Genomic DNA, 21,632 nt, shown 5'->3' with positions numbered 1-21,632 from the left:
GTCGGGCCTCCACGACTGTCAGGGACCAGGGGAACCACCAGCGAGTAGGAACTCCAAACTCACCCTAGTCCTGGAAGTTGGAAAAACAAACCCTCCCCTAGACTGGGCGCATGCCCGCCTCCGGAGATCCGCGCCCCTGTTCCATCGCCGACACCCTGGCGATCGTCGGCGAGAAGTACTCCCTGCTGGTCCTGCGCGAGGTCTGCCTCGGCAACGGCCGCTTCGACCAGCTGGTCCGCAACATCGGGGCGCCGCGCGACGTGCTGGCGACCCGGCTGAGGCGCCTGGTGGACGCGGGTGTCCTGGCCAAGCACGTCTACAACGAGCGCCCCCAGCGCTTCGAGTACCGGCCCACCCGGGCGGGACTCGAACTGGAGCCGGTCCTGATGACCCTCATGGCGTGGGGCGACCGCCACCTCCGCACGGCCGGCGACCGCCCCATGGTGATCGAGCACGCCTGCGGCAAGACCCTGGTCCCGGCGGTCACCTGCACGGCCTGCGGCACAGAGGTCCACCACGAGGACCTCAGGGCCCACCCCCAGACCCCGGGCTGGTCGGTGAAGGGCCCGACGGCACCGTGACCCCCCGGCTCACACAAGCGCCCTGAAGGGGCGCGGGGAACTGCGCGACAAGCCACGAACAACCCGCAGCCGCCACACCACGGTTCCCCCCGAGCTCCGAGGCGCCCCTCAGTCCCCCGTATAGACGTCCAACCGCCCACACATCCCGAACTTCCCAAGAACCGCGGGCTCTTGGGCACACACGCCGGCCTCGGCCAGATGGGACACATCCCCCCGCTCCAGCCGGCCCAGCTGATCCCCGGTCGCCGCGGCAGCGGCCCGCGCCCCCCGCTCCCACCTCGCGCGCCACTGCGCGAGCCGGGGCCGCACGAGCGCGGCGGCGGCCCGGTGGAACGCGGCGAGCGGCTCGGGCCCGGACGCGTAGCGCAGCGTCCGGTAGCCCTCCAGGGCCAGGTCGCGCCGGGCCCGCGCGACCCGCTCCCGCTCCTCCTCCGGCGCGTCCGGCGGGATACGGGTGGCCGCGGCGTACGTCTCCGGATCGGTCAGGTACTCCGGGGGCAGCGTGAGGACCGCGTCGCCCGCCTCCGGGAGCCCGTTGTTCTGCATGAGGACGGTGATGCGCAGCTCGTCCTCGTTGACCAGCCGGTGGATGGTGCCCGGCGTGAACCAGGCGACCGTCCCCGGCGCCAGCGGCGTGACCTCGTACCCCGAGGTCGTCAACGTCTGCACGGCGCCGCGCCCGCCGGTGACGACGTACGCCTCCGAGCAGGTCAGATGCATATGGGGGGTGCCGCCGCAGACCCCGTCCGCCGCGGGCCAGTCGTACACGGACAGGTGCGACAGGGCGACCCCGCCCGGCAGTCCCTCGTAGCCGCTCACCACGGGTGCGCCTCCAGGTACTTGGCGATCTCCTCCCGCTCCCAGGAACCGTCCGCCACGACGACGCGGTAACGGCGGGTGAGCGTCTCGCCGGGAGCCAGCTCCAGCTCCTCGAAGAACGCCCAGGAGGGGGCGACGGCGGCGAACGGCTCGTTGCGGACGAACCAGTGCGCCGGATGGGCGCCCTCGGCACCCGTGTGGTCGTTCTCGGGGGCGTGCGCGAAGACGAGCGTGGCGTGGCCGTCGGTGCCGTCGTGCTCGCCGGAGTACGCCAGCCAGGGCGCCTGCTCACCCATCAGTCCGGGTCCCTCCGCGTCGGGCCCGATGATCCGCCCGTCGCGGAAGGCACGCGGGCCGCGCCAGAACAGACCGGTGTAGCCGGCCATCTCGCGCCCCGCGGTGGTCGGGCTGCCGAACAGCAGCGGCTCGTCCCGTCGGTTGGTGATCGCGCTCGTCCAGGTCAGTGCCCACGATCCGGACTCGGTGTCCACGTCGTGGATCTCGATCCGGCGCTCCTCTTCCGCCCACAGCTCCCCGGTGTACGGGTGCCAGGTCAGCCGCTCGGCGATCACGACCCGCTCGCCGTCCGACTCGACGACGTCGAAGCCGACGTGCGCCATCGAGCCGACCCGCTCCGGGATCGGCAGATAACCCTCCCCGTGGACGTACGAGTTGCCGCCCCACAGGTTCTGGCCCGACAGGTGCGAGGCCGTCAGCTGCAGACCCTTGTGCCAGCGGTGGTCGTTGGGCCGGAAGTCGGTGACGACGTCCCCGGCCAGCGTCCGGATCGGGTGCAGATACGGCTTCGGGGCCTCCCAGTCCGCCTCCGGCCGGTAGACGTAGCTCAACAACTCGACGCCCGTGGTGGGTTCGGTGACCGTGATCCGGTCGCCGTGTGCGTGGACCACGCGCAGCCCGTCGTGGAAGGTCATGCGGTGATCTCCTCACTCGTGCCGGCGGCGCTGGTGCCGACGGTGCTCGGACCGGCAGGGCTCGGACCGGCGGGGCTCGTACCTGCGGGGCTCGCGTCGGCGAGGGACGCGTCGGCGAGGCTCGCGTCGGCGGACACCCGGACGGTTCCGGGTGCCCAGCCGGGGGCGCCTCCGTGCATGGCCGTGTAGTACGGGTCCCCGGGGCCGATCTCGCCACGCCGTACGGTCGCGTCCGTGAAGGCCGACTTGTAGAGGGCGGCGATCAGCTCCAGACTCGTCCGTCCGTCGGCGCCGCTGCTGCGCGGCCGTTCGCCCGCGCGCATGCTCGCCACGAGTTCGCGCAGCTGGGCGAGGTGCGAGCTGGGCACGTCCGCGCCGAAGTCCCGCCAGGCCGCCGCGTCCGCCTCGGAGGTACCGGGGACGGGGGTGACGGACCAGTCGGCGTTGGAGTGGCCGTACAGATGGGTCAGCTCGACGGTGGCGCGCTCGCAGTCGATGCGGATGCGGCTGACCTCGTCGGGGCTGAGGACGCTGTTGACGACGGTGGCCAGGGCGCCGCTCTCGAAGCGGACGAGGGCCGTGGAGACGTCCTCGGTCTCCACGTCGTGGACCAGCCGCCCGGCCATGGCCCGGACCTCGCTCCACGGGCCGAGCAGGTCGAGCAGCAGGTCCATCTGGTGGATGCCGTGGCCCATGGCGGGCCCGCCACCCTCGGTGGCCCAGCGGCCGCGCCAGGGGACGGCGTAGTAGGCGGTGTCGCGGTACCAGGTGGTCTGGCAGTGCGCGACCAGCGGACGTCCGAGGCCCCCCTCGGCGAGCAGCTCGCGGACGTGCCGCGCGCCGGAACCGAAGCGGTGCTGGAAGACGATCGAGGCGTACGGTCCGCCGGTCTCCGCGCCCTCCTCGGCCTCGACCGCGTCGAAGTCGGCGAGCGTCGGTACCGGTGGCTTCTCGCACCACACCCAGGCGCCGGCCCGCAGCGCGGCGATCGTCTGGTCGCGGTGCAGGGTCGGCGGGGTGCAGATGCTGACCAGGTCGGGCCGCTGCTCCGCCAGCATGCGGTCCAGATCGGTGTAGCCGTGCGGGATGCCGTGCTCGGCGCAGAACTTGGCCACGGCCTCGGCATCGATGTCGACGGCGGCGACGACCTCGGTCTCGCCCTCCTCGGCGAGGCGCTCCAGCGCGGGCAGATGGGAGCCGCCGCCGATGGCGCCGATGCCGACGATCGCGGCCCGGACGCGGCGGCCGGTCAGCGGGGCCGGGGGACGGTCGGGTCGCTGGTCCGGAGTCGGGCTCGGGTCGTTGCTGGGTGTGGGCATGGACGTGATCAGCACTCCATCGAACGTGACAGCGGACGGCGGCGGGCGCCTGGTGGCGGGGGTTCCGGCGGAACGGCGACCCTCACACGGCAAGCGCTTTCCCTCGTCAGCAAAGTATGTGCGGACATAGTGACTGGTCAACACCGCGGATCCGGCCGTTCCACGCCTCGGAACGCCCACGCTCCACCCGTCTCCCGCACACCCTCCGCCCGGGCCCCGCCCGGCCCTGCCAAACCCCTGTGGCAGCCCCGTCACCAAGGGGCGCTAGGCTGCCCCCCAGCACCTGTGATCACCCGCCCCGCGGCACGTCTTCCGTCGGCCCTCCTCGATCAGCGCTTGGACCACGTAACTTCATGTCTTGGTTTGAATCCCTCATCCTCGGACTCGTCCAGGGGCTGACCGAATTCCTCCCCATCTCCTCCAGCGCGCACCTGCGCCTGACGGCAGCCTTCTCCGGCTGGGAGGACCCGGGAGCGGCCTTCACCGCGATCACCCAGATCGGCACCGAGGCGGCGGTGCTCATCTACTTCCGCAAGGACATCGTCAACATCATCTCGGCGTGGTCCCGCTCCCTGTTCAACAAGGAGATGCGCAGTGACCACGACGCCCAGATGGGCTGGCTGGTGATCGTGGGCTCCATCCCGATCGGTGTCCTCGGGGTGACCCTCAAGGACCAGATCGAGGGCCCGTTCCGCGATCTGCGGCTCACGGCGACGATGCTGATCGTGATGGGCATAGTCCTGGGCGTCGCGGACCGGCTCGCCGCGCGCGACGAGACCGGCGGCAAGCACCGGGCCGCGAAGGAGCGCAAGACCCTCCAGCAGCTCAACGTCAAGGACGGCCTGATCTTCGGCATCTGCCAGGCCATGGCCCTGATCCCCGGCGTCTCCCGCTCCGGCGCCACCATCAGCGGTGGCCTCCTCATGGGCTACAAGCGCGAGGCCGCGGCCCGCTACTCCTTCCTCCTCGCCATCCCGGCCGTGATCGCCTCGGGCGGCTACGAGCTCAAGGACGCGATGGAGGGCGGCCATGTCTCCTGGGGCCCGACGATCTTCGCCACGGTCATCGCCTTCTTCGTCGGCTACGCGGTCATCGCCTGGTTCATGAAGTTCATCTCCACCAAGAGCTTCATGCCGTTCGTCTACTACCGCATCGCGCTCGGCATCCTCATCATTGTGCTGGTCAGCATGGGCGTACTGAGCCCTCACGCGGGCGAGTCCGGGGGCTGAGGCAGTGCACACATGCAGCACCATCTAGCATTTCCCAGTGCCTGACTGCATCACCACGCCATGATCATCTCCCACTCGTCTCCCACCTGGGAGGCGGGACGCACTACCCCTAGGGCGTGTGCGTCCGCAAAGTCGGGATGACACGGAAGGGCCCGCACGGCCAGCCGACGCTGTTGGTTAATTCGGGCCCTCTTGCTTCGCCCCGTGGACTTGGTCGGCGGGGCGAAGTGCTGCGAAGTGGCTGGTGCGAGTGCGGGCCCGGGGTGTTTCGGTGAGGTGGGCGTCGATGCGGGCGAGGTTGATGGCGGCGCCGGTGAGCTGGTGCTGAAGACTGGTCTTCGCCAGGCCCCGGTAGCGGGATCTGCGCAGGCCGCAGCGCCCGACGCCTTGGGAGATGGTGCCTTCGACGCCGGCGCGGATCTTGTAGCGGGCTTTCCACTCGTCGGTCTGCTGGAGAGCTCGGGTGCGTTGAAGGGCCTGGTGCTCGTCGTGCTGCCGCAGGGTGAGTTCCCTGCGTTCGGCCTTGGGTGAGCTGACGCAGTCGCGCAGTGCGGGGCAGTGGCGGCAGTCGGCCGGGGAGAATCTGACCCGGATCACGGGAAACTGCTGCTGAGAGCTGCGCAGAGCCCACTGGGTGCTGGTGGCTCCGTTCGGGCAGGTGACGTGCTGCTGGTCCCAGTCGATGGTGAAGGCGTCCTGGTCGTAGCCGCTGCCGTTCTTCGCTTGGGAGACGGTGACCGCCTGGAGCGGTCCGTGCAGCTCGATGCCGTGCTCGCGGCGGGCGGCCGCGATCTGGGAGGCGGTGGCGTATCCGGTGTCGACCCAGTGTTCGCCAGGCAGGCAGTCCCGTTCGGCCAGGCCGTTGTGGATCTTCTCGCTCATCACGCTGTCGGGGACGGTGGCGACGGTCGTTGCCACGTTCGTGATCAAATTTGGGGTGTCCGGCTCACAGGTCTCGGTCAGATGGGTCTTGTGTCCGTCCCAGAGGATGTCGCGTTTCTTGCTGCCCCTGGCTTCTGGGTCATAGGGCGTGACCAGGCGCTTTGCGCCCGGCGGTCGGTCTTTTGGGTCCCGTCGCCTCACCTCGCCCCCGACCAGGTGGAAGTGCTGGACCCACATCTGCCGCAGGATCTTCACCTGCTCCAGCTCCCGGAGCCCGGCCGGTGCCTGAGGCGAGAAGACGGCGTCAAGCAGCCGCATCCCGTCCGTCCCGATCCGTCGGCCGACTTCCTCCCGTCTGGTGTGGGCCTTGGGGAACCGGGAGTCCTCGGCCCGGGTGGCGTAATGCCGGAACCAGTCTGGTTCGGCGATCTCCGCCAGCCAGTCGGGGGCGGCCTGCGCGAGCGCGTTCAACGTCGAGCGAAGCGTCTCCGCGACCATCTCCAGCCAGCACAGTTCCCGAGCCGCGGACTGCACATGCGTGGAGTCGGTCCGGGCCCGGCCTGACGTCTTCAGCAGGCCTTTGTCACGGGCCGCGGCCAGGATGCCGTCCAGCACCATCCGCCCGGCGTCCGCTTCGACGAGGCGGTCCCTGAACTCCGACAGCACCGAGAAGTCGAAGCCGGGATCGGCCAGTTCCAGCGCGAGGGCGTATTTGAAGTCGATCCTCGGCGGCCTGCCTGTCGGTGAGCCCCTCGACGAACTGCAACACCAGCACCAACGCCAGCCGGCCCGGTGACCAAGCAGGCTTCCCCCGCGCCGGGAAGAGGTCGGCGAACTCCTCGTCAGTGAACAGCGGACCCAACTCGTCCCGGACCCGGATCGCCAGGCTCCCCTTCGGGAACGCGGCCCGCGTCACCCGCACCGTCTCCGCCGGGATCTCCCCAGGCCCCTTCGGCTGCATAGACATCGACACCCACCCCGTACGACAACGTCGGCTCCCAAGACCACAACCGGGTCTTGGGAGCCGACGTCACGCACGGGCCCGACTTAACCAACAGCGTCGGCCAGCCGTGCGGGCCCTTCCGTACAGAGGGTGGAGCGGGTCAGCTGAGGTTCATGTCCGGCCAAGGCCGCGACCCTCGCCACAAGGAAACGCAGTCGCTCATCCACCGTGTCCCAGGCATCGCCGGTGAGGTCGTCCAGCGCGGCGGCGGCGGTGAGGGTGATCCGGCCGAGGCGCGCTTCCACGTGCTCCCACGTGTGCGTCACCTCGACTGCCTCACCGTGCGGACCCGTGCCCAGTTGCGCCTGCCGACTACCTCATCCATGCAGTTCAGGCGGTATGTCGGTACTCGTGGATGACTCCGCCGAGGCGCTCTCTGCGGCGTATGCCCAGGCGGGTGACTCGTAGCTGTCGGCGAGCGGGCTGTTCGCCCACACCAGCGCGATGAGGGCCGCCGCCAGCAGGACGAGCCCGCCGAACGTCTCCGCGCGCAGGATCTCGGCGAGGGAGCGGCGCTCGGATCCCGGCAGCAGCGCAAGAAACGGCGGCGGCGCGGCACCCTGCCCCTTACTGGTCATGACGCAGCGCCTTCCGACTGCCGCCCGCTGGCGCCGCCGCGGCGGGCGCTCTGACGGGCTCCTTGCGCGTGGGCCACCGTTGACTCGCCGAGCACAGCGGCGCCGTACCGGCAGGCGTGCCGCTACCGCCGATCGGGAGGCGTGCCGCCCTCACGTGTTCTCCGGTTGCGGTACCAGCCCCGCAGGAACAGGGCCGCGGCGGCGAGCAGTGACACCCAGGCGAGGGCGAAACACCAGATCAGCACGGGGGACGACGTCGCCGCAGCGGCCAGCAGCAGACCGAGGCAGAGCACGGCCGGGGTGCACAGGATTCCCGCCGCGAGGGGACGCCGCGCGATGGCGTGCAGCCGGGACCGTGTGCGCAGCGTGCGCTGGAGTTCGACGTCGGAGTCCAGGCTCTGCTCGATGTCCGCCAGGATCTTGCGTTCGTGAGGTGACAGCGCGGGTCCCTCATCCATTCCAATCCACCTCCCTGTGTGCGAGGTGCCGGGCATGCTCCCAGTTTCGCCCTTCGCGACAGGTTCGTCCGCACGAACACCGGCCAGCCAGGGCCGTGCCGTGGGTGCCGAGTGCACGTCGGCCATCGCCACAGGTGGCGGTGGCCGACCGGAGCGGGCTTGTCCCGCGCGTCGGTGCCGCTCGCGGCGATGCCAGCCGGTCAGCTCGCCACCGCCTCAGACGCTCCCGCGAGAGACGGCTGGGCAGAGACCACGGACTCGCCGCCCGCCGGACTGCCCGTGCCCCGCGTCGTTGCCGGACGGGACGGCTGTGGGATCTGGTTCTGGTGGTGCTCCCCGGCGCGTTCGAGGAAGCGCAGGAGTTCGACGGGGAAGGGCTGGATCAGGGTGGAGTCCTTCTCGGCGGCCACGGCCACGACGGTCTGCAGGAGCCGCAGACGGAGGGCGACGGGCTGTTCGGACATGGCCGTAGCGGCCTGGACGAGCTTCCTGGACGCCTGCAGCTCGGCATCCGCGTTGATCAGGCGGGAACGCCGTTCCCCGTCGGCCTCCGCCTGCCGCCATGGAACGCTTCATGCCCTCGGGCAGGGAAACGTCCTTGATCTCGACCCGGTCGATGGTCACGCCCCACTCGACGGCCGGACTGTCCATCATCAGTTCCAGGCCCTGGTTGAGCTTCTCCCGGTTGGAAGCAGTTCGTCGAGGTTGGACTTGCCCAGGATCGAGCGCAGCGAGGTCTGCGCCATCTGCGAGACGGCGAACCGGTAGTCCTCCACGCGGATGATCGCGTCCACCGGGCCGACGACCTTGAAGTAGATCACCGCGTCCACCCGCTCGGTCACGTTGTCCCGGCTGATGCCGTCCTGTGCTGGCACCGGCATCGTGACGATCTGCATGTTCACCTTGCGCAGCCGGTCGATCCCGGGGACGACCATGGTGAACCCCCGCCCACGGACCGAGCCCGTCAAGCGGCCGAAACGCAGTACGCCCCCCCCGGCTCGTACTGCCTGATCACCCGCGCTGCGTCCGCCAGATACAGCACCCCGCCGATGCCCGCCGCGACCAGAGCGGTAAGCGGTCCTTGCGACATGACAATCACAGACAACCGCGGAACTTTCCTTCTTGACTCGCCGTCCGCGGTCAGGTCCGGGCGGCGGTCGGCTCGCGTCGGCCGAGAGCTTCGCCCCTCACGGCCGACAGCCGACTCACACAGGATCCGGCCGACAGGCCGTGAGCGACAGAGCACGCTCCCGGGTGCTCATGCGTACGAGCACGGTGCCATAGCCAGTGAGCGCCAGCAGGCGCGCGACTTCCCACCACACCGGGAGCTCACCAGGGCTATTGGAGTTGGTCCAGTTGCTCAGCGCGTGGAGCAGCGCCAGGGGCCAGATGGAGACGGTGTGCAGCCGCAGCGCGGCCAGCAGGAAACCGAAGACGGTCGCGTGCACCACCTGGAAGGCGCGCAGCTCTTCCCGTCACCGACCAGGCCGTGGTCGGCGATCGGCAGGTAGCCCTGATGCCGCCGCACGTCAATACCCCATGATCGCCCTTCGGGCCGCACGCGTCTTCCCCAGTACTCGGTGGTGTCTGGCGGGTGCAGCGCTGTCCGTGGCGGCGGATACTGGGATCAGGGGCGCGGGTACGGGAGGTCGGCGCAGATGGAGTGGTGGATCTGGCTCGTCATCGCCCTGGCGGTCGTGGCGGTGTGCGCCGTCTCGGCGCTGGGAATCCAGGCGCGGCGGCGCGGCGGCGGGGTCATCGCGGGCAGGCGCCCGCGCCGGGGCGGCGGCGACAGGACTGGGTCATGACCGGATACATGCGGGCAAGTGAGATCGCCAAGCTGCCGGTGGTGACCCTCGGCGGCGAGGACGTGGCCCAGGTCAAGGACATCGTCTTCGACACCGCCCGCGGCAGCGTGCGCTGTTTCACCCTCAGCGGGCGCGGTCTGCTGTCGGGTCCCCTCAAGCGGGACCTGCCGTGGAACAAGGTGCACGCGCTCGGCCCGGACGCGGTGATGATCCGGAACGAGGACGCACTCGCCGAGGACGACCAGACGTCCAAGGACCTCACCGCTGCCGGCGGCGGCAACGTCCTCGGTGCCCGGGCCATGACCGACGGCGGCACCGACCTCGGCAAGATCGTCGACGTCATCATCGAGACCGGACGCACGCCCGCCGTGGCCGGCTACGAGCTCGAGGCTGCCGGCCGCGGCCACCAGCGGGTCCTGCTGCCCGTGGTCAAGCCCGTCGCCGTCTCCGGCGAGATGGTCCTCGTCCCCGACGCCACCGGCGAATTCACCGCCGGAGACCTGGCCGGGTTCCCTGAAGCAGCCCGCGGACTGCGCACCCGCCTCGAAGGGGAGGCGTGACGATGCCGCTCTTCAGCCAGGCCAAGGGCCGCGACATCGTCGGCCTGTCCACCGCCGAGACCCTCGCCACCGTCACCGGGCTCGCCATCACCGTCTCACCCGCCCGCATCGCCGCCCTCCGCGTGAAGACCAAAAACCCCGGCACCCTCGTCACCTGGAACCATGTCCAGGCATTCGGGCCGGACGCCATCACCGTCCGCTCAGCCGACGACATCCAGACCGAGGACGACACCAAGACCCCTGCGGACAAGAAGCACGACCCGCTCGGCAAACGCGTCCTGACCGAAACCGGGCACGACCTCGGCACGCTGCAGGACATCGAGTTCGACGAAACCACCGGCCACATCCAACGCCTCATCCTCGCCGGTCAGGACGTCGAAGGCGAACGCCTCCTCGGCGCCGGCAGCTACGCCGTCATCGTCGCCACCCCCTGACCCGCCGGCACCCCGGGCAGCAACCGAAGTGCGCGCCAGCCCTACGGGCTCTCCGTTCGTCAAGGTGCTTGGCCATCGCGCTGACCTGGGACTTCGACAGCTGGGTGACGCCGAGGGACTCGGCGAGCTTCTCGACCCGGCGGGTGGAGACACCGAGCAGGTAGGCGGTGGCGACCACTGAGATCAGGGCCGGCTCGGCCCGGCGGCGCCGTTCGAGGAGCCAGTGCGGGAAGTAGCTGCCCTGCCGCAGCTTGGGGACGGCGAGTTCGACGGTGCCGGCCCTGGTGTCCCGCTCGCGCGGGCGGTAGCCGTTGCGGTGGTTGACGCGTTCGTCGCTGACCTGCCCGTACTCGGCTCCGCAGAGGGCGTCGGCCTCAGCGGACATGAGTGCGTCGGCAAACGTCTTGATCATCGCGCGGAGCAGATCGGGACTCGCCGCGGCAAGGTTGTCCTCCGCGAGGGCGGGCAGGGGCAGGCTGTCAGGTGCGGTCATCGTGCTGATCTCCTTCGAGGCTTCGACACTTCGAAGATCAGCCGGTGGCCGTTCGTCTATGCGGGCATCAGCCCGATGCCGGAGCAAACCCCCGGATCAGGTCCAACCCGTACACCACTTCCCAGGACCCAACCCGTACTCACGCATCAAGGCCCGGTACGACATCCCTGCCCGGGCGTCACGGCGGATCGCCGCGTACAAGTCGAGCTTGGACTTCGGTGGCGCCATCGCAGCCTCATCCCGCAGAGCACGTCCATGCTCCCACCGCAGCCCCTCAAGCGTTGCCAGAACTCACAGACATCGCCCTCCGGCGAGACAAGGCGTTCTCGACCCTGAGCGACAAGTGGTGTCGGATCCCGTCGACAGAACCACGCTGTCTGCGCACGCGGAGCGGGAGGCAGCCGGGCGGGACTCGGCCGAGTCGTCTGGAGACGCACGTGGGTTGATCTGAACGGGCTGTGACAGTGCCCGGCCAGCTTGCCCAACGCGGACAACCGTCTGGTCGCTGCCGGCCTCCTTCGCCGACGTGATCCCACCGGCCGGTCCCCCCTCAGCTCTTCCTGAGGAAGCCCTCAGAGTTCCACCAAGCGGCGGGCCGACGGCATGACCGACGATCGAACAGGTCCTGCCCGAGGAGCCGGTGTCTGGGTTTCCATCCAGGGCCGATCCAGTTGTGCCAGGCACGTGCATGATGTCGCAACCGCACTACGAGAGAGCCGAGAAATGCAGTTCGAGGACATACGGAGCGAATGGTCGGCCGACCCCGAGGGCTTCTGGGAATCCCAGGCGGCCCGGCTCACCTGGGCGCAGACCCCGGACAAGGCCCTGGACGCCACTGGTGCCGCGTTCTACCGCTGGTTCCCCGGTGGAATGATCAACGCGGCCGAGAACTGCCTGGACGTCCATCTCGCCGAGGGCCGGGGCGAGGCCACCGCGCTCATATTCGACAGCCCGCAGACCGGCACCAAGGACGCCTACTCCTACCGTCGCTTGCACGACGAGGTGGTCGCGTTCGCCGGGGCCCTCGATGGCCTCGGACTGGCCGCCGACGATACCGTCTTGATCTTCATGCCGGCCGCGCCGCAGACCGTCGTGGCCATGCTTGCCTGCGCCCGGCTCGGCCTCACTCACTCGGTTGTCGTCACCTCGGTACCCGTCGCCGTGCTGCGCGACCGCATCGACGACGCCCGCCCGGCGGCCATCCTCACCGCGTCCGGCGGTTTCGACGGCCCGGACGCCATCGTCTACCAGCCGCTGCTCGAGGCCGCCCTCGCCCAGGCCGACCACCGGCCGCAGCACTGCGTGGTGCTTCAGCGCCCTCAAGCCGGCCGGTGGACGCCGGTGCCCGGCCGAGACCTCGACTGGCACGACCTGATCGCCACCTCTACCGCGACCGGGCCGCGGCCCGTCCCCGTGCCATCGGCGCACCCTCTCTATCTGCTGTACACCTCCGGATCGACGTCCCGCCCGAAGGCCGTCACGCGGGACACCGGCGGCTACCTGACCGCGCTGCGCTGGGCCGTCGAGAACGTCTTCGGCGTCCGGGCGGGCGACGTGTTCTGGACCGACTCCCACCCCGGCTGGGTGATGGGCCACTCGTTCACCGTGTACGGGGCGCTCGTCACCGGGGCCACGACCGTCGTCTACGAAGGGTCTCCGGTCGACACGCCCGACCCGTCGGCGTTCCCGCGGATCATCGCCGAGTACGGCGTCAGCGTGCTGTTCTCAACGCCCATGACACTGCGCCGCATCCGCACGGCGTCCCTGGAGGACCGGCCGTTCGGGTCCGGTGGCTCACCGCTGCGCGCGGTGTTCCTGGCCAGCGAACGGGTCGAGCCGGAGCTGATGGACTGGATCGGCGCGTTCTTCGGCTGCCCCGTCGTCGACAACTGGTGGCAGACCGAGACCGGCTGGCCGATCGCGTCCAACTGCCTGGGCCTCGGCCTGCTGCCGGTCAAGCCCGGCTCCGTGGCCCGGCCGCTGCCCGGTTACCAGGTCGAGATCCTCGACGAGGACGGATGCCCGCTCCCGGCTGGGGAGCAGGGCCACGTCACCGTCCGGCTGCCGCTGCCGCCCGGCTGCCTGACCACGCTGTGGAACGACGACGAGCGGTTCGCCGACACCTACCTCAGGAACTTCCCCGGCCATTACGACACCTCCGACGCCGGCCACCTCGACGAGGACGGCTACCTGTGGATCGCGGGCCGCACTGACGACATCATCAACGTCGGCGGCGACAGCCTGTCCGGCCTCGATGTCGAGCACGTCATCGGTGCGCACCCGTCCGTCAAGCGCTGCGCGGTCGTCGCCGCCCCGGACGGCTTCTACACCCAAGTCCCGGTCGCCTTCGTCGTCCAGCGCGACGACACCGACCTCGCCCCGCACCACCTGGCCCGAGAACTGCGCGCTCTGGTCGACGAGCGGATCGGCGCATGGGCCCAGCTGACCCGCTTGGTCTTCGTACGCGCCCTCACCTACACCCCGTCCAAGAAGATCAAGCGTTCCGACCCGCGTGCCTGGCTGTCCACCGGCACCGGTCTTGACGTCCTCGCAGACATCCGTCTGACTTCCGACGCCACTGCAAAAGTGGATGAGTGAGACCCATGCATCGTGAAACGTGCAGGTGAGGTGGGCTGGTGTGCGGGCGAGTTGCCGTGCTCGTGCTGGTCGGTAGCGGGTGTCCATGGTGAAGATCGTCTGCCCTGTCGGCTGAGGCGGTTCCCGGGTTCCGCTGCGCTCGTCGCGGGACCGCTCCTACGATCCGTGACCGGGTCGGTACGCAGTGAGGTCGCCGGAGGGTGCGGGGTATGGGAGACCTGGAGCGGATCATCGCTCGCCGGAGCGAACTGGACGCGCTCGCTGAGGAGTTGGCCAAGCAGCTGCGGGAGGTTCAGGTCGAGCGGGAGGAACTGCTGGTCGCCGAGCGGGTGCTGAACCTGCTGGCCGAACAGGACCGGGCCGTTACCGAGGTTGCTGAGGCGGTTCCGGCGAAAGCGTAGGTGGCGGGGCGTGCGGTGCTGCTGATCCCGCACCGCGGTGAGACCGGCGACGAGGCCGCGCTGCCCGCCGACTACCGCCGGATCCTGGCGATCGTGCGGGCCGCCGGAGGGGCGGTGCAGGTCAAGTTAGTGGGTGAGGAACTGGGGCTTGAGGTGGGGGTACGCGGGAAGCTGGAACCGCTGCAGGCGAAGATGACCAAGCTCGCCGATCGCGGCTGGCTGCACAAACGGCCCGACGGGAAGTTCACCGCACGCCTGTAGCAGCACCGGACCGGGGGTGGCAAGAGAGCGTAACCGGCGAGCCCCCGACGGCAGTTGAGTTTGGTGTGAAGAAAAACAACCATCCCGTCGAGGGCCCTGACGGCCTTGTCCACACCGCCCGCCTGCCGCTGTCGAGTGCCACCCTGAACTGGCTCGCCGACCTGTTACGCGGCCACTTCAAGAAGATCGGCTCCCGGTGGCGGGCCCTGCCCGCGGGGAAGATCGCCGGTATCGTGCTGGCGGTGCTGCGCTGTGACCAGCGGCCAGGCGACCTGGCAGGCGGCAACGGGATACACCGCACCACCGTCACCCGGTGGGTGCGGGAGGTCGTGGGTCTGCTGGCCGCCCGCGCCCCGCGCCTGGACCGCGCGCTGAAGAAGATCGCCCGAAAGGGTGGCGGGGTGGTGCTGCTGGACGGCTCGGTGATACGTACCCGGCGGCGCACCGGGGCCGAGAACCGCAAGAACTACTCGGGCAAGAACAAATGCCACGGCCTGCTCGTGATCGCGCTCACCGACGACCGGGGCCGACTGCTGTGGGTCTCCGCGGCCCGGCCCGGGCGGACCTCGGAGATCACCGCCTGCCGACACGACAAACTCACCGCCCATCTCCCTGCACGCGCGTCGGCTGAGGTCGGCGACGGTCGAGCTCGTCCGAACTTCCCGTGCACTCGACTGCGAACGCGCTGGTCACCCGTGCAGACGACTTCGGACATTGACACCCGGCCCCGAAGGGCACTGCGAGCGCTCGTAGGGAACTGGCCGGCATGGCAGAAGACGCGGATCCGCAGCAGGACGTTACTTACCGAGCGCCGGTCGGATCCGTGGGCGGACTCGCGCATACGCATGCCTGTGTCCTGCTCGCCGAAACCGTGCTGATCGTGGTTGTTTGGGGACATGATCAGCAAAGTCCGCGCGCGTGTTCTGCCGGCCTCCCAGCGCCGCTCGCTGGATGAACTGACCGAGGATCTGGACCTGTCGTCCGGGGACACCGCGTCCAAGCGCTCGGCGTTCTGGACGATGCTGACGCTGTCGTCGGTCATCGCGTCCGGCGGCGTGCTCACGGACTCGACGGCCACCGTGATCGGCGCGATGATCATCGCGCCGCTGTCCACACCGATCATGGGCATCGCCCTGGGCTCGGTGCAGCGCCGCCGTACCGGATCGGCCAGGGTCGTTCTCCTCGCGTGCCTGCTGGTGATCGCGGTCGGGATGGCCATGTCCGTGGCCCTCCCCGGTGACTACGACCTGCTGTCCAACAGCCAGATCTCGTCGCGTACGTCGCCGGGTCTGATGGACCTGGTCGCCGCTCTGGCGACCGGTTTCGCCGGCGCGGTGGCGCTGGCCCGTCGGGACGTCGCCGCCGTGCTGCCCGGGGTCGCGATCGCCATCTCTCTCGTCCCGCCCCTGGTGGTGGCCGGAGTGTGCCTTGGGCAGACGTCCGGATGGCTGGCGCTGGGCGCGCTGGTGCTGTTCGTGTCGAACCTCTTCGCCCTGGTCTTCGGGGGCATGGTGGTCTTCGCCTCGCTCGGTTACGGCGTGGAGGCCGACAAGGCAGCCGGACGGCCCGCCCGAAGGACCTATGCCGCCATGATCCTGCTGTTCGTCGTCGTGTTCGTTCCACTGACGGCCAACACCGTCGTCACGCTCCTGCTCGACACCTGGACCGGCCGGACCAAGGACGCGGCCAAGCAGTGGCTCGCCGGCGTGCCGGGCGCGTCCGTCACGAGTGTCGACGCGACCTCCCGGACGATGCACGTCCACGTCCGCAGCCCCGGAGACCTCCCGCCTGTGGAGTTTCTGCTTGACCGGCTCGAGGGACGGATCCCGGACGGTATCCCCGTCGTGGTGGACACGTCGCGTGGCCGGCGCATCGACGCAGGAGTGGTCGGCGGCTGAGCACCACCCGGGCCGGGCCGTCCCACATTGTCTGCCAGGGCACGACGGTTGTGTCCCGCCCGGCGCTCCGGCTCACGCGGTGGGGCCGCCACCGCCGGTCGGCCCACCCGCTGTCACGGCTCCCCGGAACGGTGATCGGGAGATTGCCGGTCTCGGCCGTGCCGTCCGGAACGTTGCCGGCTGCCACCGCGTGTGGCCGCCTGGGCCGTCCGGTCCCGCTCCGGTCACCTGAAGGGGTGGCAACGACGCCGTGCGATGGCGGCATGGGCCGTTTCCGTGCCGATTCACTGAAACCGTGAACCATCCAGCCAAGGCACCGAGACTCTGCCGACGGAACGCCCGGCGGCACCGTGTTCCCCGCCCGAGATATGGAGCTCTTGTGCGTCTCATCCGGGGCACCGCTGCCGCCCCAGTCGGCCTCACGCATCCTGCCCTTGCCGAAAATCTCATCCGGGCTGGTGAGCGACCGAGGCGCGCACTGCGGCCAGTGCCTTGTTGGACAGTTTGGCCGCGGATCAGGGGCCGGTTCCCCGCGACCACGAACGCCGGAAAGCGGCTGTACCGGCTTCGTCACGGCGGCAAGGAGTGGCTGGACGAAGATCGACACAGTCGCATCGCCGTGGAGACCCGCATGGGCCGCGAGGCCGCCGGCGTGGATGGTCTCTACTCGCACGTTGCCCTGGCCATGGAGCAGGAGATTGCCGATTCGCTGCAAAGCAGGTGGCTGCGCCTTTCGTGGCAGGCGAGGGAGGGCACTGGAAAAGCGCCGTCTCCCACCGCTCTTCCATTCGATCTTGAAAAGTGGTGGAAAACAGCAGGTCAAAGCCGCTCAGGACAAGTCGTCATAGGTTCGTTCATGAAGTTCATCTCCACCAAGAGCTTCATGCCGTTCGTCTGGTACCGCATCGCCCTCGGCATCGTCATCGTCGTCCTGGTCTCCATGGGCGTGCTGAGCCCGCACGCGGGCGAGTCGGGCCACTGACCGGGGCTGCCCCGAACAGCCCGTCCCTCCCCAACTCCCCTTAGTGACCAAGCACATACGGCATCCGTAGCCGCCCAGTAGCGCACTGTCAGTCCGGGCGCCTACTCTTGTCCGCATGTCCCCCGATTCCCCCACCCGTGGTTCCGTGCGGTCCGCCGACGACCTGAACGACCGGATCAGAGCCCTGTGGCGCCACGCGGGCGCGTCACTGTCGGCGCAGGAGCGGGCGGAGTACGAACTGCTGGTCGTGGAATGGGCGGCGGCGACCCGGGGAGACGTGATCGAGGCCGCGTGACCGGGACACCCGAGGACGGCACGCCCAACGGATCGATCATCTTCCTGAACGGCACGTCCAGTTCAGGCAAGTCGACCATCGCCAGGGAGCTGCTCCGCATCCTCGACGAGCCGTACTTCCACATGCCGGTCGACGCGTTCCACGCCATGCGGACCCGCCAGGAGATGCCGCCCGACCGGCTCACCACCGTCCTGCACCGCACCTGGCGGGGCTACCACCGCGCGGTCGCCGGCATGGCCGCCGCGGGCAACAACGTCGTCATGGACCACGTCCTGAGCGCGGAATGGCGGCTGCGGGACTGCCTCGACCTCTTCGTGCCCCGCGACGTCGTCTTCGTCGGGGTGCACTGCGACCCGGACGAGCTCGGGCGGCGCGAGCGGGAGCGAGGTGACCGACCGCCGGGGCTCGCGGCGCGCCAGTTGGAGCAGGTGCACGCCCACGGCGTCTATGACGTCGAGTGCGACACGAGCCGGTCGGACCCGCTCCGATGCGCCGCCCTCATCAGGGAGTTCCTGGCCGACCGACCTATGCCGACCGCGTTCCAGATGCTGATCGACAACGGGTTCGGCCCTCACTCACCGGCCGACTGAGCGCCCCTCCAGAGGCGCGGGGAACTGCGCGAGCAACCACAGACGACCCGCACCCGGCCGCCGACAACGCCCCCGCTCACCTCACCGGCCCCCGGACACCCGCAGCACCGCCCCCGTCGTGTACGAGGCCTCCGGCGACATCAGCCAGGCGATCGCCGAGGCGATCTCGTCGGCGCGACCGGGGCGGCGCAGTGGCACGGACGCGGCGATCCGGTCGGGACGCTCGGGATCACCCATCCGCGCATGGATCTCCGTGTCGATCACCCCGGGCGCGACCGCGTTGACCCGGATGCCGTCCGGCCCGAGCTCCTTCGCCAGCCCCATGGTCAGCGTGTCGACCGCCGCCTTGGTCGCCGCGTAGTGGACGTACTCACCGGGACTGCCCAGCGTGGCCGCCGCAGAGGACACGTTGACGATGGCTCCGCTCCCCCAGGCCGCCATCACCTTCGCCGCCCGCCGCGAACACAGCAGCACACCGAGGAGGTTGACCTCCACCACCCGCCGCAGCACCTCCGTGTCCGTGTCCGCCAGCCTCCCGAACGGCCCCGTCACCCCGGCGTTGTTGACCAGCCCGGTCACCGGCCCGAGCCGGTCCGCCGCCGTCTCGAACAGCCGGTCCACATCGGCCTCCACCGAGGTGTCCGCCTTCACCGTGACACAGCGCGCCCCGTTGGCCCGCACGCCCGTGGCGATCCACTCGGCCGCAGCACCGTCGTTCACATAGCCGACCACCACGTCGTGCCCGTCCGCGGCGAGCCGCAGGCAGGTCGTGGCACCGATCCCCCGGCTCCCACCCGTGACCACCGTGACCGGACGTGACATCCCAACCTCCCCGACACACCAAACGATCAATCATCCTACGATCGCAGCTTCGCCCCCGCCTCGCATCGGGGGCAACCATTCCGGCCCCGGCGGCAACAGATGAGTGGCAGGCTCCTTTCACGCGAGCCCCACACGCACCACCCTTTCTCCTGGGCTCTTCTTCCGAACCAGGCACGGAACCGAAGGACTTGAACGTGGCTGTCCGTTCCTCCCGCTCCGCCCGCCGACCCCGGCGCCGCACCACCGTCATATCCGCCGCCGTGGCGGCCGTCGGGCTCGCGGCGTCGCTCGTGATCGCCTTCGGCCCCGGCCGGGACACCGGCACCGAGGCCGCCGGGAAGGCCGGGGCCACCCCCGTCACCGACACCACCCGGACGTCCGCCCCGCCCACCGGCACCCCGGAACGGAAGAAGCCGTCGCCCACGCCGTCCAAGTCCCCGTCCCCGTCGGCCTCGAAGACCACCCCGGCGGCGACCCCGACCACCGAGCCGACCCGGCCGACGACCGCCGCGACCGGCCGGTCCGGTTCCGCCTCGGGACAGCTGGCGGGACGGATCCGCCCCGGCGTCGACTACACGGGGGTCGCCACGTTCTACGACGCCGGGAACGGTGACGGCGCCTGCTCGTTCGGCGCGAGTGGCGACGTCATGACGGCGGCTATGAACACCACCGACTACGAGGTGTCCAAGGCCTGCGGGGCGTACGTGCGCGTCCGCGCGGGCGGCGCCGCCGTCACGGTCCGGATCACCAACGAGTGCCCGTCACCGTGCAGGCCCGGCCAACTCGACCTCAGCGCCGAGGCCTTCGCCAAGCTCGCGGCGCCCTCCCGCGGCGAGATACCGATCACCTGGAGCCTGCTGAGCCCCGCCATCTCCGACCCGCTGTCGATCCGCTACAAGACCGGCTCCAGCCAGTACTGGTGCGGCATCCAGGTGCTCGGTCACCGCAACCCGGTGGCGCGGCTGGAGGTCCGCTCCGGCGGCGCCTGGACCCCGCTGCCGCGTACCGGGTACAACTACTTCCTCTCCGAGCAGGGCGGCGGGTGCGGCGGCGCGCTCCGGATCACCGACATCTACGGGGAGCGGTTGACCGTCGAGGGCCTCACCGTGCGACCGGACGTCGTACAGCGGACGAGCGTGCAGTTCACGGCACGCTGACGGCAGCCGACCCTGCCCCCGCAGCGGGCGGATCACAGCGAACGGGTCACAGCAGGCGGATCACAGCGGGCGGATCAGAGGGTGCGGTCGCAGGGCGCGGATCACGGGGCTCACGGGGGCGGCTGGGGCGGCTCACCGACACGGCTCGCGCGCCCGATCCGCCGGACAGCGCAAGCTCGCGCGCGCGTCGTCGAGGTCCCGGCCGATGCTGAGGGTGCCACCTGCCCACCGATCTTCCCCGGGACCCTCATGCCACCCACGCCCGCGCCCCGCCCGCGCCCCGATGCCGGTCCGCGTGCCGGCCGCCTCCGTCTTCGCCCTGGCCTTCGCCACGGTCTTCGTCTCCGTATCCGGCCCCCTCTGCGGCGCCCCTCCCTCGTCGCCCTGCTCGGCGCCTCCTGCCTGGGCGGGCTGCTCCTCGCCCCGACCGCGGGCGCCTCCGCCGACGGCGGTGCCGACGGCCGAGGCGAGCGCGCCCTGCAACGGCAGCTCGAAGAGCTGGTCGCCACCCCCGGAGGTCCGCCCGGCGTGATCGCCGTACTGCAACGGGACGGCAGCCCACGCGTCCTGCGGGCCGGAGTCGCCGACCTGGAGAGCGGCCGTCCGATCGAGATCACCGACCACATGCGCATCGCCAGCACGGCGAAGGCGTTCAGCGGCGCGGTGGCGCTCCGCCTCGTGCAACAGGGTGAGCTCAGCCTCGACAGCACCATCGGCGACACATTGCCCCGACTGCCGCAAGCCTGGTGGCCGGTCACCCTGCGGCAGTTGCTCAACCACACCAGCGGACTGCCCGACTACAGCGAGGACCAGGAGTTCCTGGACCTGCTCCTCGCCGACCCCCGCCGCACCTTCGACCCCCGCCGGCTCCTGGACTTCGTGGCGGACCAAGCACTGCGGTTCCCTGCGGGCTCCCGGTACCAGTACTCCAACTCCGACAACATCGCCGTCGCCCTGATGGCGGAGGCCGCGACCCACAAGACGTACGAGGACCTCCTGCGCCGGATCGTCTACCGGCCGCTCGGGCTGACCGACACCAGCCTCCCCCTGGGGTACGAGATGCCGGAGCCGTACATGCACGGGTACGCCGTCGAGCCGCCCGCGCCGCCGGAGGACGTCAGCGAGGCGCTCAGCGCGTCCGGTGTGTGGGCCTCGGGCGGGATCATCTCCACCCCACGAGACATGACGCGGTTCATCCGGGGCTACGCCGCCGGGGAGCTGACGTCGAGAGAGATCCTGCACGAACAGCGGCGCTGGATCCGGGGGGCCTCCGAACCGGCCGGTCCGGGCCGCAACAGGGCGGGGCTGGCCATCTTCCGCTACGACACACGCTGCGGGGTGGTCCTGGGCCACACCGGGAACTTCCCCGGGTACACCCAGCTGATCGCCGCGACCCCCGACGGCCGCAGGTCCCTCACCTTCTCGCTCACCACCCAGGTGAACGCGCGGCTGACCCCCGACCTCGTGGAACGGCTGCGCACGATCGAGGAGAACGCGGTCTGCGCACTGCTCGGCCCTCGCCGCGGCTGAGC

At 70.2% G+C, this 21,632-nt stretch carries 22 protein-coding genes and 4 pseudogenes; 15 read left to right on the top strand and 11 right to left on the bottom strand.

The features are described 5' to 3' along the window. Positions 1-110: 110 nt before the first annotated feature. Complete coding sequence (locus E4N62_RS46000) at positions 111-581, top strand: helix-turn-helix domain-containing protein (protein WP_230224343.1); 471 nt, start codon at positions 111-113, stop codon at positions 579-581. 108 nt (positions 582-689) lie between these two features. Here E4N62_RS46000 and E4N62_RS45995 read toward each other — a convergent pair whose 3' ends face one another. The 3 genes from E4N62_RS45995 to E4N62_RS45985 are packed head-to-tail and all read right to left on the bottom strand — an operon-like array spanning position 690 to position 3,651. Further along, positions 690-1,403, bottom strand: a complete 714-nt coding sequence (locus E4N62_RS45995; protein ID WP_230224342.1) for a cupin domain-containing protein — start codon at positions 1,401-1,403, stop codon at positions 690-692. After that, the gene (locus E4N62_RS45990; protein ID WP_230224340.1) at positions 1,397-2,332 is read right to left on the bottom strand and encodes a PmoA family protein; all 936 of its coding nucleotides are present in this window, start codon (positions 2,330-2,332) and stop codon (positions 1,397-1,399) included. The genes E4N62_RS45995 and E4N62_RS45990 overlap by 7 nt, the downstream gene beginning before the upstream one ends. Further along, the gene (locus tag E4N62_RS45985; protein ID WP_230224338.1) at positions 2,329-3,651 is read right to left on the bottom strand and encodes a Gfo/Idh/MocA family protein; all 1,323 of its coding nucleotides are present in this window, start codon (positions 3,649-3,651) and stop codon (positions 2,329-2,331) included. Before E4N62_RS45985 ends, E4N62_RS45990 begins: the two co-directional genes overlap by 4 nt. 353 nt (positions 3,652-4,004) lie before the next feature. On the opposite strand from E4N62_RS45985, the gene E4N62_RS45980 reads away from it, so the two are divergent. Then, positions 4,005-4,880 carry an undecaprenyl-diphosphate phosphatase gene (locus E4N62_RS45980; RefSeq protein ID WP_230224336.1) on the top strand — a complete coding sequence of 292 codons (876 nt, stop codon included), beginning with the start codon at positions 4,005-4,007 and terminating at the stop codon, positions 4,878-4,880. 177 nt (positions 4,881-5,057) lie between these two features. On the opposite strand, the pseudogene E4N62_RS45975 reads toward E4N62_RS45980, so the two are convergent. From E4N62_RS45975 to E4N62_RS45950, 6 genes and pseudogenes are all read right to left on the bottom strand, one after another. Beyond that, positions 5,058-6,729: pseudogene (locus tag E4N62_RS45975) on the bottom strand (IS1182 family transposase). Positions 6,730-6,809: 80 nt separating this feature from the next. Further along, positions 6,810-7,031: a hypothetical protein gene (locus E4N62_RS45970; protein ID WP_230224335.1), complete on the bottom strand. Its 222-nt coding sequence runs from the start codon at positions 7,029-7,031 to the stop codon at positions 6,810-6,812. A gap of 51 nt (positions 7,032-7,082) precedes the next feature. Beyond that, positions 7,083-7,343 (bottom strand): Na+/H+ antiporter NhaA, encoded by a 261-nt coding sequence (locus E4N62_RS45965; protein ID WP_308186396.1) that lies wholly within the window; start codon positions 7,341-7,343, stop codon positions 7,083-7,085. Between the two features lie 122 nt (positions 7,344-7,465). Then, entirely contained in the window at positions 7,466-7,801 is a 336-nt protein-coding gene (locus E4N62_RS45960; RefSeq protein ID WP_230224334.1) for a DUF3040 domain-containing protein, read from the bottom strand. A 200-nt stretch (positions 7,802-8,001) separates the two neighbouring features. Beyond that, a pseudogene (locus E4N62_RS45955) lies at positions 8,002-8,891 on the bottom strand (slipin family protein). Between the two features lie 115 nt (positions 8,892-9,006). Then, entirely contained in the window at positions 9,007-9,249 is a 243-nt protein-coding gene (locus E4N62_RS45950; protein ID WP_230224333.1) for a hypothetical protein, read from the bottom strand. Positions 9,250-9,459: 210 nt separating this feature from the next. Between E4N62_RS45950 and E4N62_RS45945 the strand changes: the two genes are divergently transcribed. Genes E4N62_RS45945 through E4N62_RS45935 form a run of 3 tightly spaced genes read left to right on the top strand, consistent with a single transcriptional unit; the run spans position 9,460 to position 10,603 of the window. Continuing rightward, positions 9,460-9,609, top strand: coding sequence for a hypothetical protein (locus tag E4N62_RS45945; RefSeq protein WP_230224332.1), 150 nt, complete (start codon positions 9,460-9,462; stop codon positions 9,607-9,609). Continuing rightward, complete coding sequence (locus E4N62_RS45940; protein WP_230224331.1) at positions 9,606-10,169, top strand: PRC-barrel domain-containing protein; 564 nt, start codon at positions 9,606-9,608, stop codon at positions 10,167-10,169. The genes E4N62_RS45945 and E4N62_RS45940 overlap by 4 nt, the downstream gene beginning before the upstream one ends. A gap of 2 nt (positions 10,170-10,171) precedes the next feature. Further along, positions 10,172-10,603 carry a PRC-barrel domain-containing protein gene (locus E4N62_RS45935; protein ID WP_230224329.1) on the top strand — a complete coding sequence of 144 codons (432 nt, stop codon included), beginning with the start codon at positions 10,172-10,174 and terminating at the stop codon, positions 10,601-10,603. A gap of 55 nt (positions 10,604-10,658) precedes the next feature. On the opposite strand, the pseudogene E4N62_RS45930 reads toward E4N62_RS45935, so the two are convergent. After that, positions 10,659-11,096, bottom strand: a pseudogene (locus tag E4N62_RS45930) (transposase); the annotation flags it as partial. Between the two features lie 723 nt (positions 11,097-11,819). Between E4N62_RS45930 and E4N62_RS45925 the strand changes: the two are divergent. From E4N62_RS45925 to E4N62_RS45890, 8 genes and pseudogenes are all read left to right on the top strand, one after another. Further along, positions 11,820-13,694: an AMP-binding protein gene (locus E4N62_RS45925; protein WP_230224327.1), complete on the top strand. Its 1,875-nt coding sequence runs from the start codon at positions 11,820-11,822 to the stop codon at positions 13,692-13,694. A gap of 209 nt (positions 13,695-13,903) precedes the next feature. Then, a complete protein-coding gene (locus E4N62_RS45920; protein WP_230224325.1) occupies positions 13,904-14,095 on the top strand; it encodes a hypothetical protein in 192 nt (63 codons plus the stop codon). Next, a complete protein-coding gene (locus tag E4N62_RS45915; protein WP_230224323.1) occupies positions 14,096-14,356 on the top strand; it encodes a hypothetical protein in 261 nt (86 codons plus the stop codon). Between the two features lie 65 nt (positions 14,357-14,421). Then, on the top strand, positions 14,422-15,234 hold the full coding sequence (locus tag E4N62_RS45910) for a transposase (protein ID WP_230224321.1): 813 nt from the start codon (positions 14,422-14,424) through the stop codon (positions 15,232-15,234). An 18-nt stretch (positions 15,235-15,252) separates the two neighbouring features. Further along, entirely contained in the window at positions 15,253-16,254 is a 1,002-nt protein-coding gene (locus E4N62_RS45905; RefSeq protein ID WP_230224319.1) for a TIGR00341 family protein, read from the top strand. 829 nt (positions 16,255-17,083) lie between these two features. Beyond that, a pseudogene (locus tag E4N62_RS45900) lies at positions 17,084-17,236 on the top strand (undecaprenyl-diphosphatase); the annotation flags it as partial. Positions 17,237-17,351: 115 nt separating this feature from the next. Then, a complete protein-coding gene (locus E4N62_RS45895) occupies positions 17,352-17,531 on the top strand; it encodes a hypothetical protein (protein WP_184896702.1) in 180 nt (59 codons plus the stop codon). Continuing rightward, positions 17,528-18,121 carry an AAA family ATPase gene (locus tag E4N62_RS45890; RefSeq protein WP_230224317.1) on the top strand — a complete coding sequence of 198 codons (594 nt, stop codon included), beginning with the start codon at positions 17,528-17,530 and terminating at the stop codon, positions 18,119-18,121. Before E4N62_RS45895 ends, E4N62_RS45890 begins: the two co-directional genes overlap by 4 nt. Before the next feature lie 81 nt (positions 18,122-18,202). Here E4N62_RS45890 and E4N62_RS45885 read toward each other — a convergent pair whose 3' ends face one another. Further along, the gene (locus E4N62_RS45885; protein WP_230224314.1) at positions 18,203-18,943 is read right to left on the bottom strand and encodes an SDR family NAD(P)-dependent oxidoreductase; all 741 of its coding nucleotides are present in this window, start codon (positions 18,941-18,943) and stop codon (positions 18,203-18,205) included. A 194-nt stretch (positions 18,944-19,137) separates the two neighbouring features. On the opposite strand from E4N62_RS45885, the gene E4N62_RS45880 reads away from it, so the two are divergent. Together E4N62_RS45880 and E4N62_RS45875 are read left to right on the top strand one after the other, a co-directional pair. Next, positions 19,138-20,100 carry an RlpA-like double-psi beta-barrel domain-containing protein gene (locus E4N62_RS45880; RefSeq protein WP_230224312.1) on the top strand — a complete coding sequence of 321 codons (963 nt, stop codon included), beginning with the start codon at positions 19,138-19,140 and terminating at the stop codon, positions 20,098-20,100. Between the two features lie 249 nt (positions 20,101-20,349). Further along, complete coding sequence (locus E4N62_RS45875; protein ID WP_268270568.1) at positions 20,350-21,630, top strand: serine hydrolase domain-containing protein; 1,281 nt, start codon at positions 20,350-20,352, stop codon at positions 21,628-21,630. Positions 21,631-21,632 lie beyond the last annotated feature (2 nt).

The sequence above is a fragment of the Streptomyces sp. MNU76 genome (assembly GCF_020982545.1).
Classification (GTDB): Bacteria; Actinomycetota; Actinomycetes; order Streptomycetales; family Streptomycetaceae; genus Streptomyces.
The sequence above is the reverse complement of the archived record's forward strand: the minus strand, read 5'-3'. Positions and strand labels throughout refer to the sequence as shown.

What these genes read in the sequence shown, in the direction of transcription:
- E4N62_RS45985 (WP_230224338.1), bottom strand. Translation starts at nt 3,651, where the DNA reads ATGCCCACACCCAGCAACGACCCGAGCCCGACTCCGGACCAGCGACCC.
- E4N62_RS45960 (WP_230224334.1), bottom strand. Translation starts at nt 7,801, where the DNA reads ATGGATGAGGGACCCGCGCTGTCACCTCACGAACGCAAGATCCTGGCG.
- E4N62_RS45980 (WP_230224336.1), top strand. Translation starts at nt 4,005, where the DNA reads ATGTCTTGGTTTGAATCCCTCATCCTCGGACTCGTCCAGGGGCTGACC.
- E4N62_RS45965 (WP_308186396.1), bottom strand. Translation starts at nt 7,343, where the DNA reads ATGACCAGTAAGGGGCAGGGTGCCGCGCCGCCGCCGTTTCTTGCGCTG.
- E4N62_RS45895 (WP_184896702.1), top strand. Translation starts at nt 17,352, where the DNA reads ATGTCCCCCGATTCCCCCACCCGTGGTTCCGTGCGGTCCGCCGACGAC.
- E4N62_RS45945 (WP_230224332.1), top strand. Translation starts at nt 9,460, where the DNA reads ATGGAGTGGTGGATCTGGCTCGTCATCGCCCTGGCGGTCGTGGCGGTG.
- E4N62_RS45940 (WP_230224331.1), top strand. Translation starts at nt 9,606, where the DNA reads ATGACCGGATACATGCGGGCAAGTGAGATCGCCAAGCTGCCGGTGGTG.
- E4N62_RS45935 (WP_230224329.1), top strand. Translation starts at nt 10,172, where the DNA reads ATGCCGCTCTTCAGCCAGGCCAAGGGCCGCGACATCGTCGGCCTGTCC.
- E4N62_RS45885 (WP_230224314.1), bottom strand. Translation starts at nt 18,943, where the DNA reads ATGTCACGTCCGGTCACGGTGGTCACGGGTGGGAGCCGGGGGATCGGT.
- E4N62_RS45990 (WP_230224340.1), bottom strand. Translation starts at nt 2,332, where the DNA reads ATGACCTTCCACGACGGGCTGCGCGTGGTCCACGCACACGGCGACCGG.
- E4N62_RS45920 (WP_230224325.1), top strand. Translation starts at nt 13,904, where the DNA reads ATGGGAGACCTGGAGCGGATCATCGCTCGCCGGAGCGAACTGGACGCG.
- E4N62_RS46000 (WP_230224343.1), top strand. Translation starts at nt 111, where the DNA reads ATGCCCGCCTCCGGAGATCCGCGCCCCTGTTCCATCGCCGACACCCTG.
- E4N62_RS45925 (WP_230224327.1), top strand. Translation starts at nt 11,820, where the DNA reads ATGCAGTTCGAGGACATACGGAGCGAATGGTCGGCCGACCCCGAGGGC.
- E4N62_RS45905 (WP_230224319.1), top strand. Translation starts at nt 15,253, where the DNA reads ATGATCAGCAAAGTCCGCGCGCGTGTTCTGCCGGCCTCCCAGCGCCGC.
- E4N62_RS45875 (WP_268270568.1), top strand. Translation starts at nt 20,350, where the DNA reads ATGCCACCCACGCCCGCGCCCCGCCCGCGCCCCGATGCCGGTCCGCGT.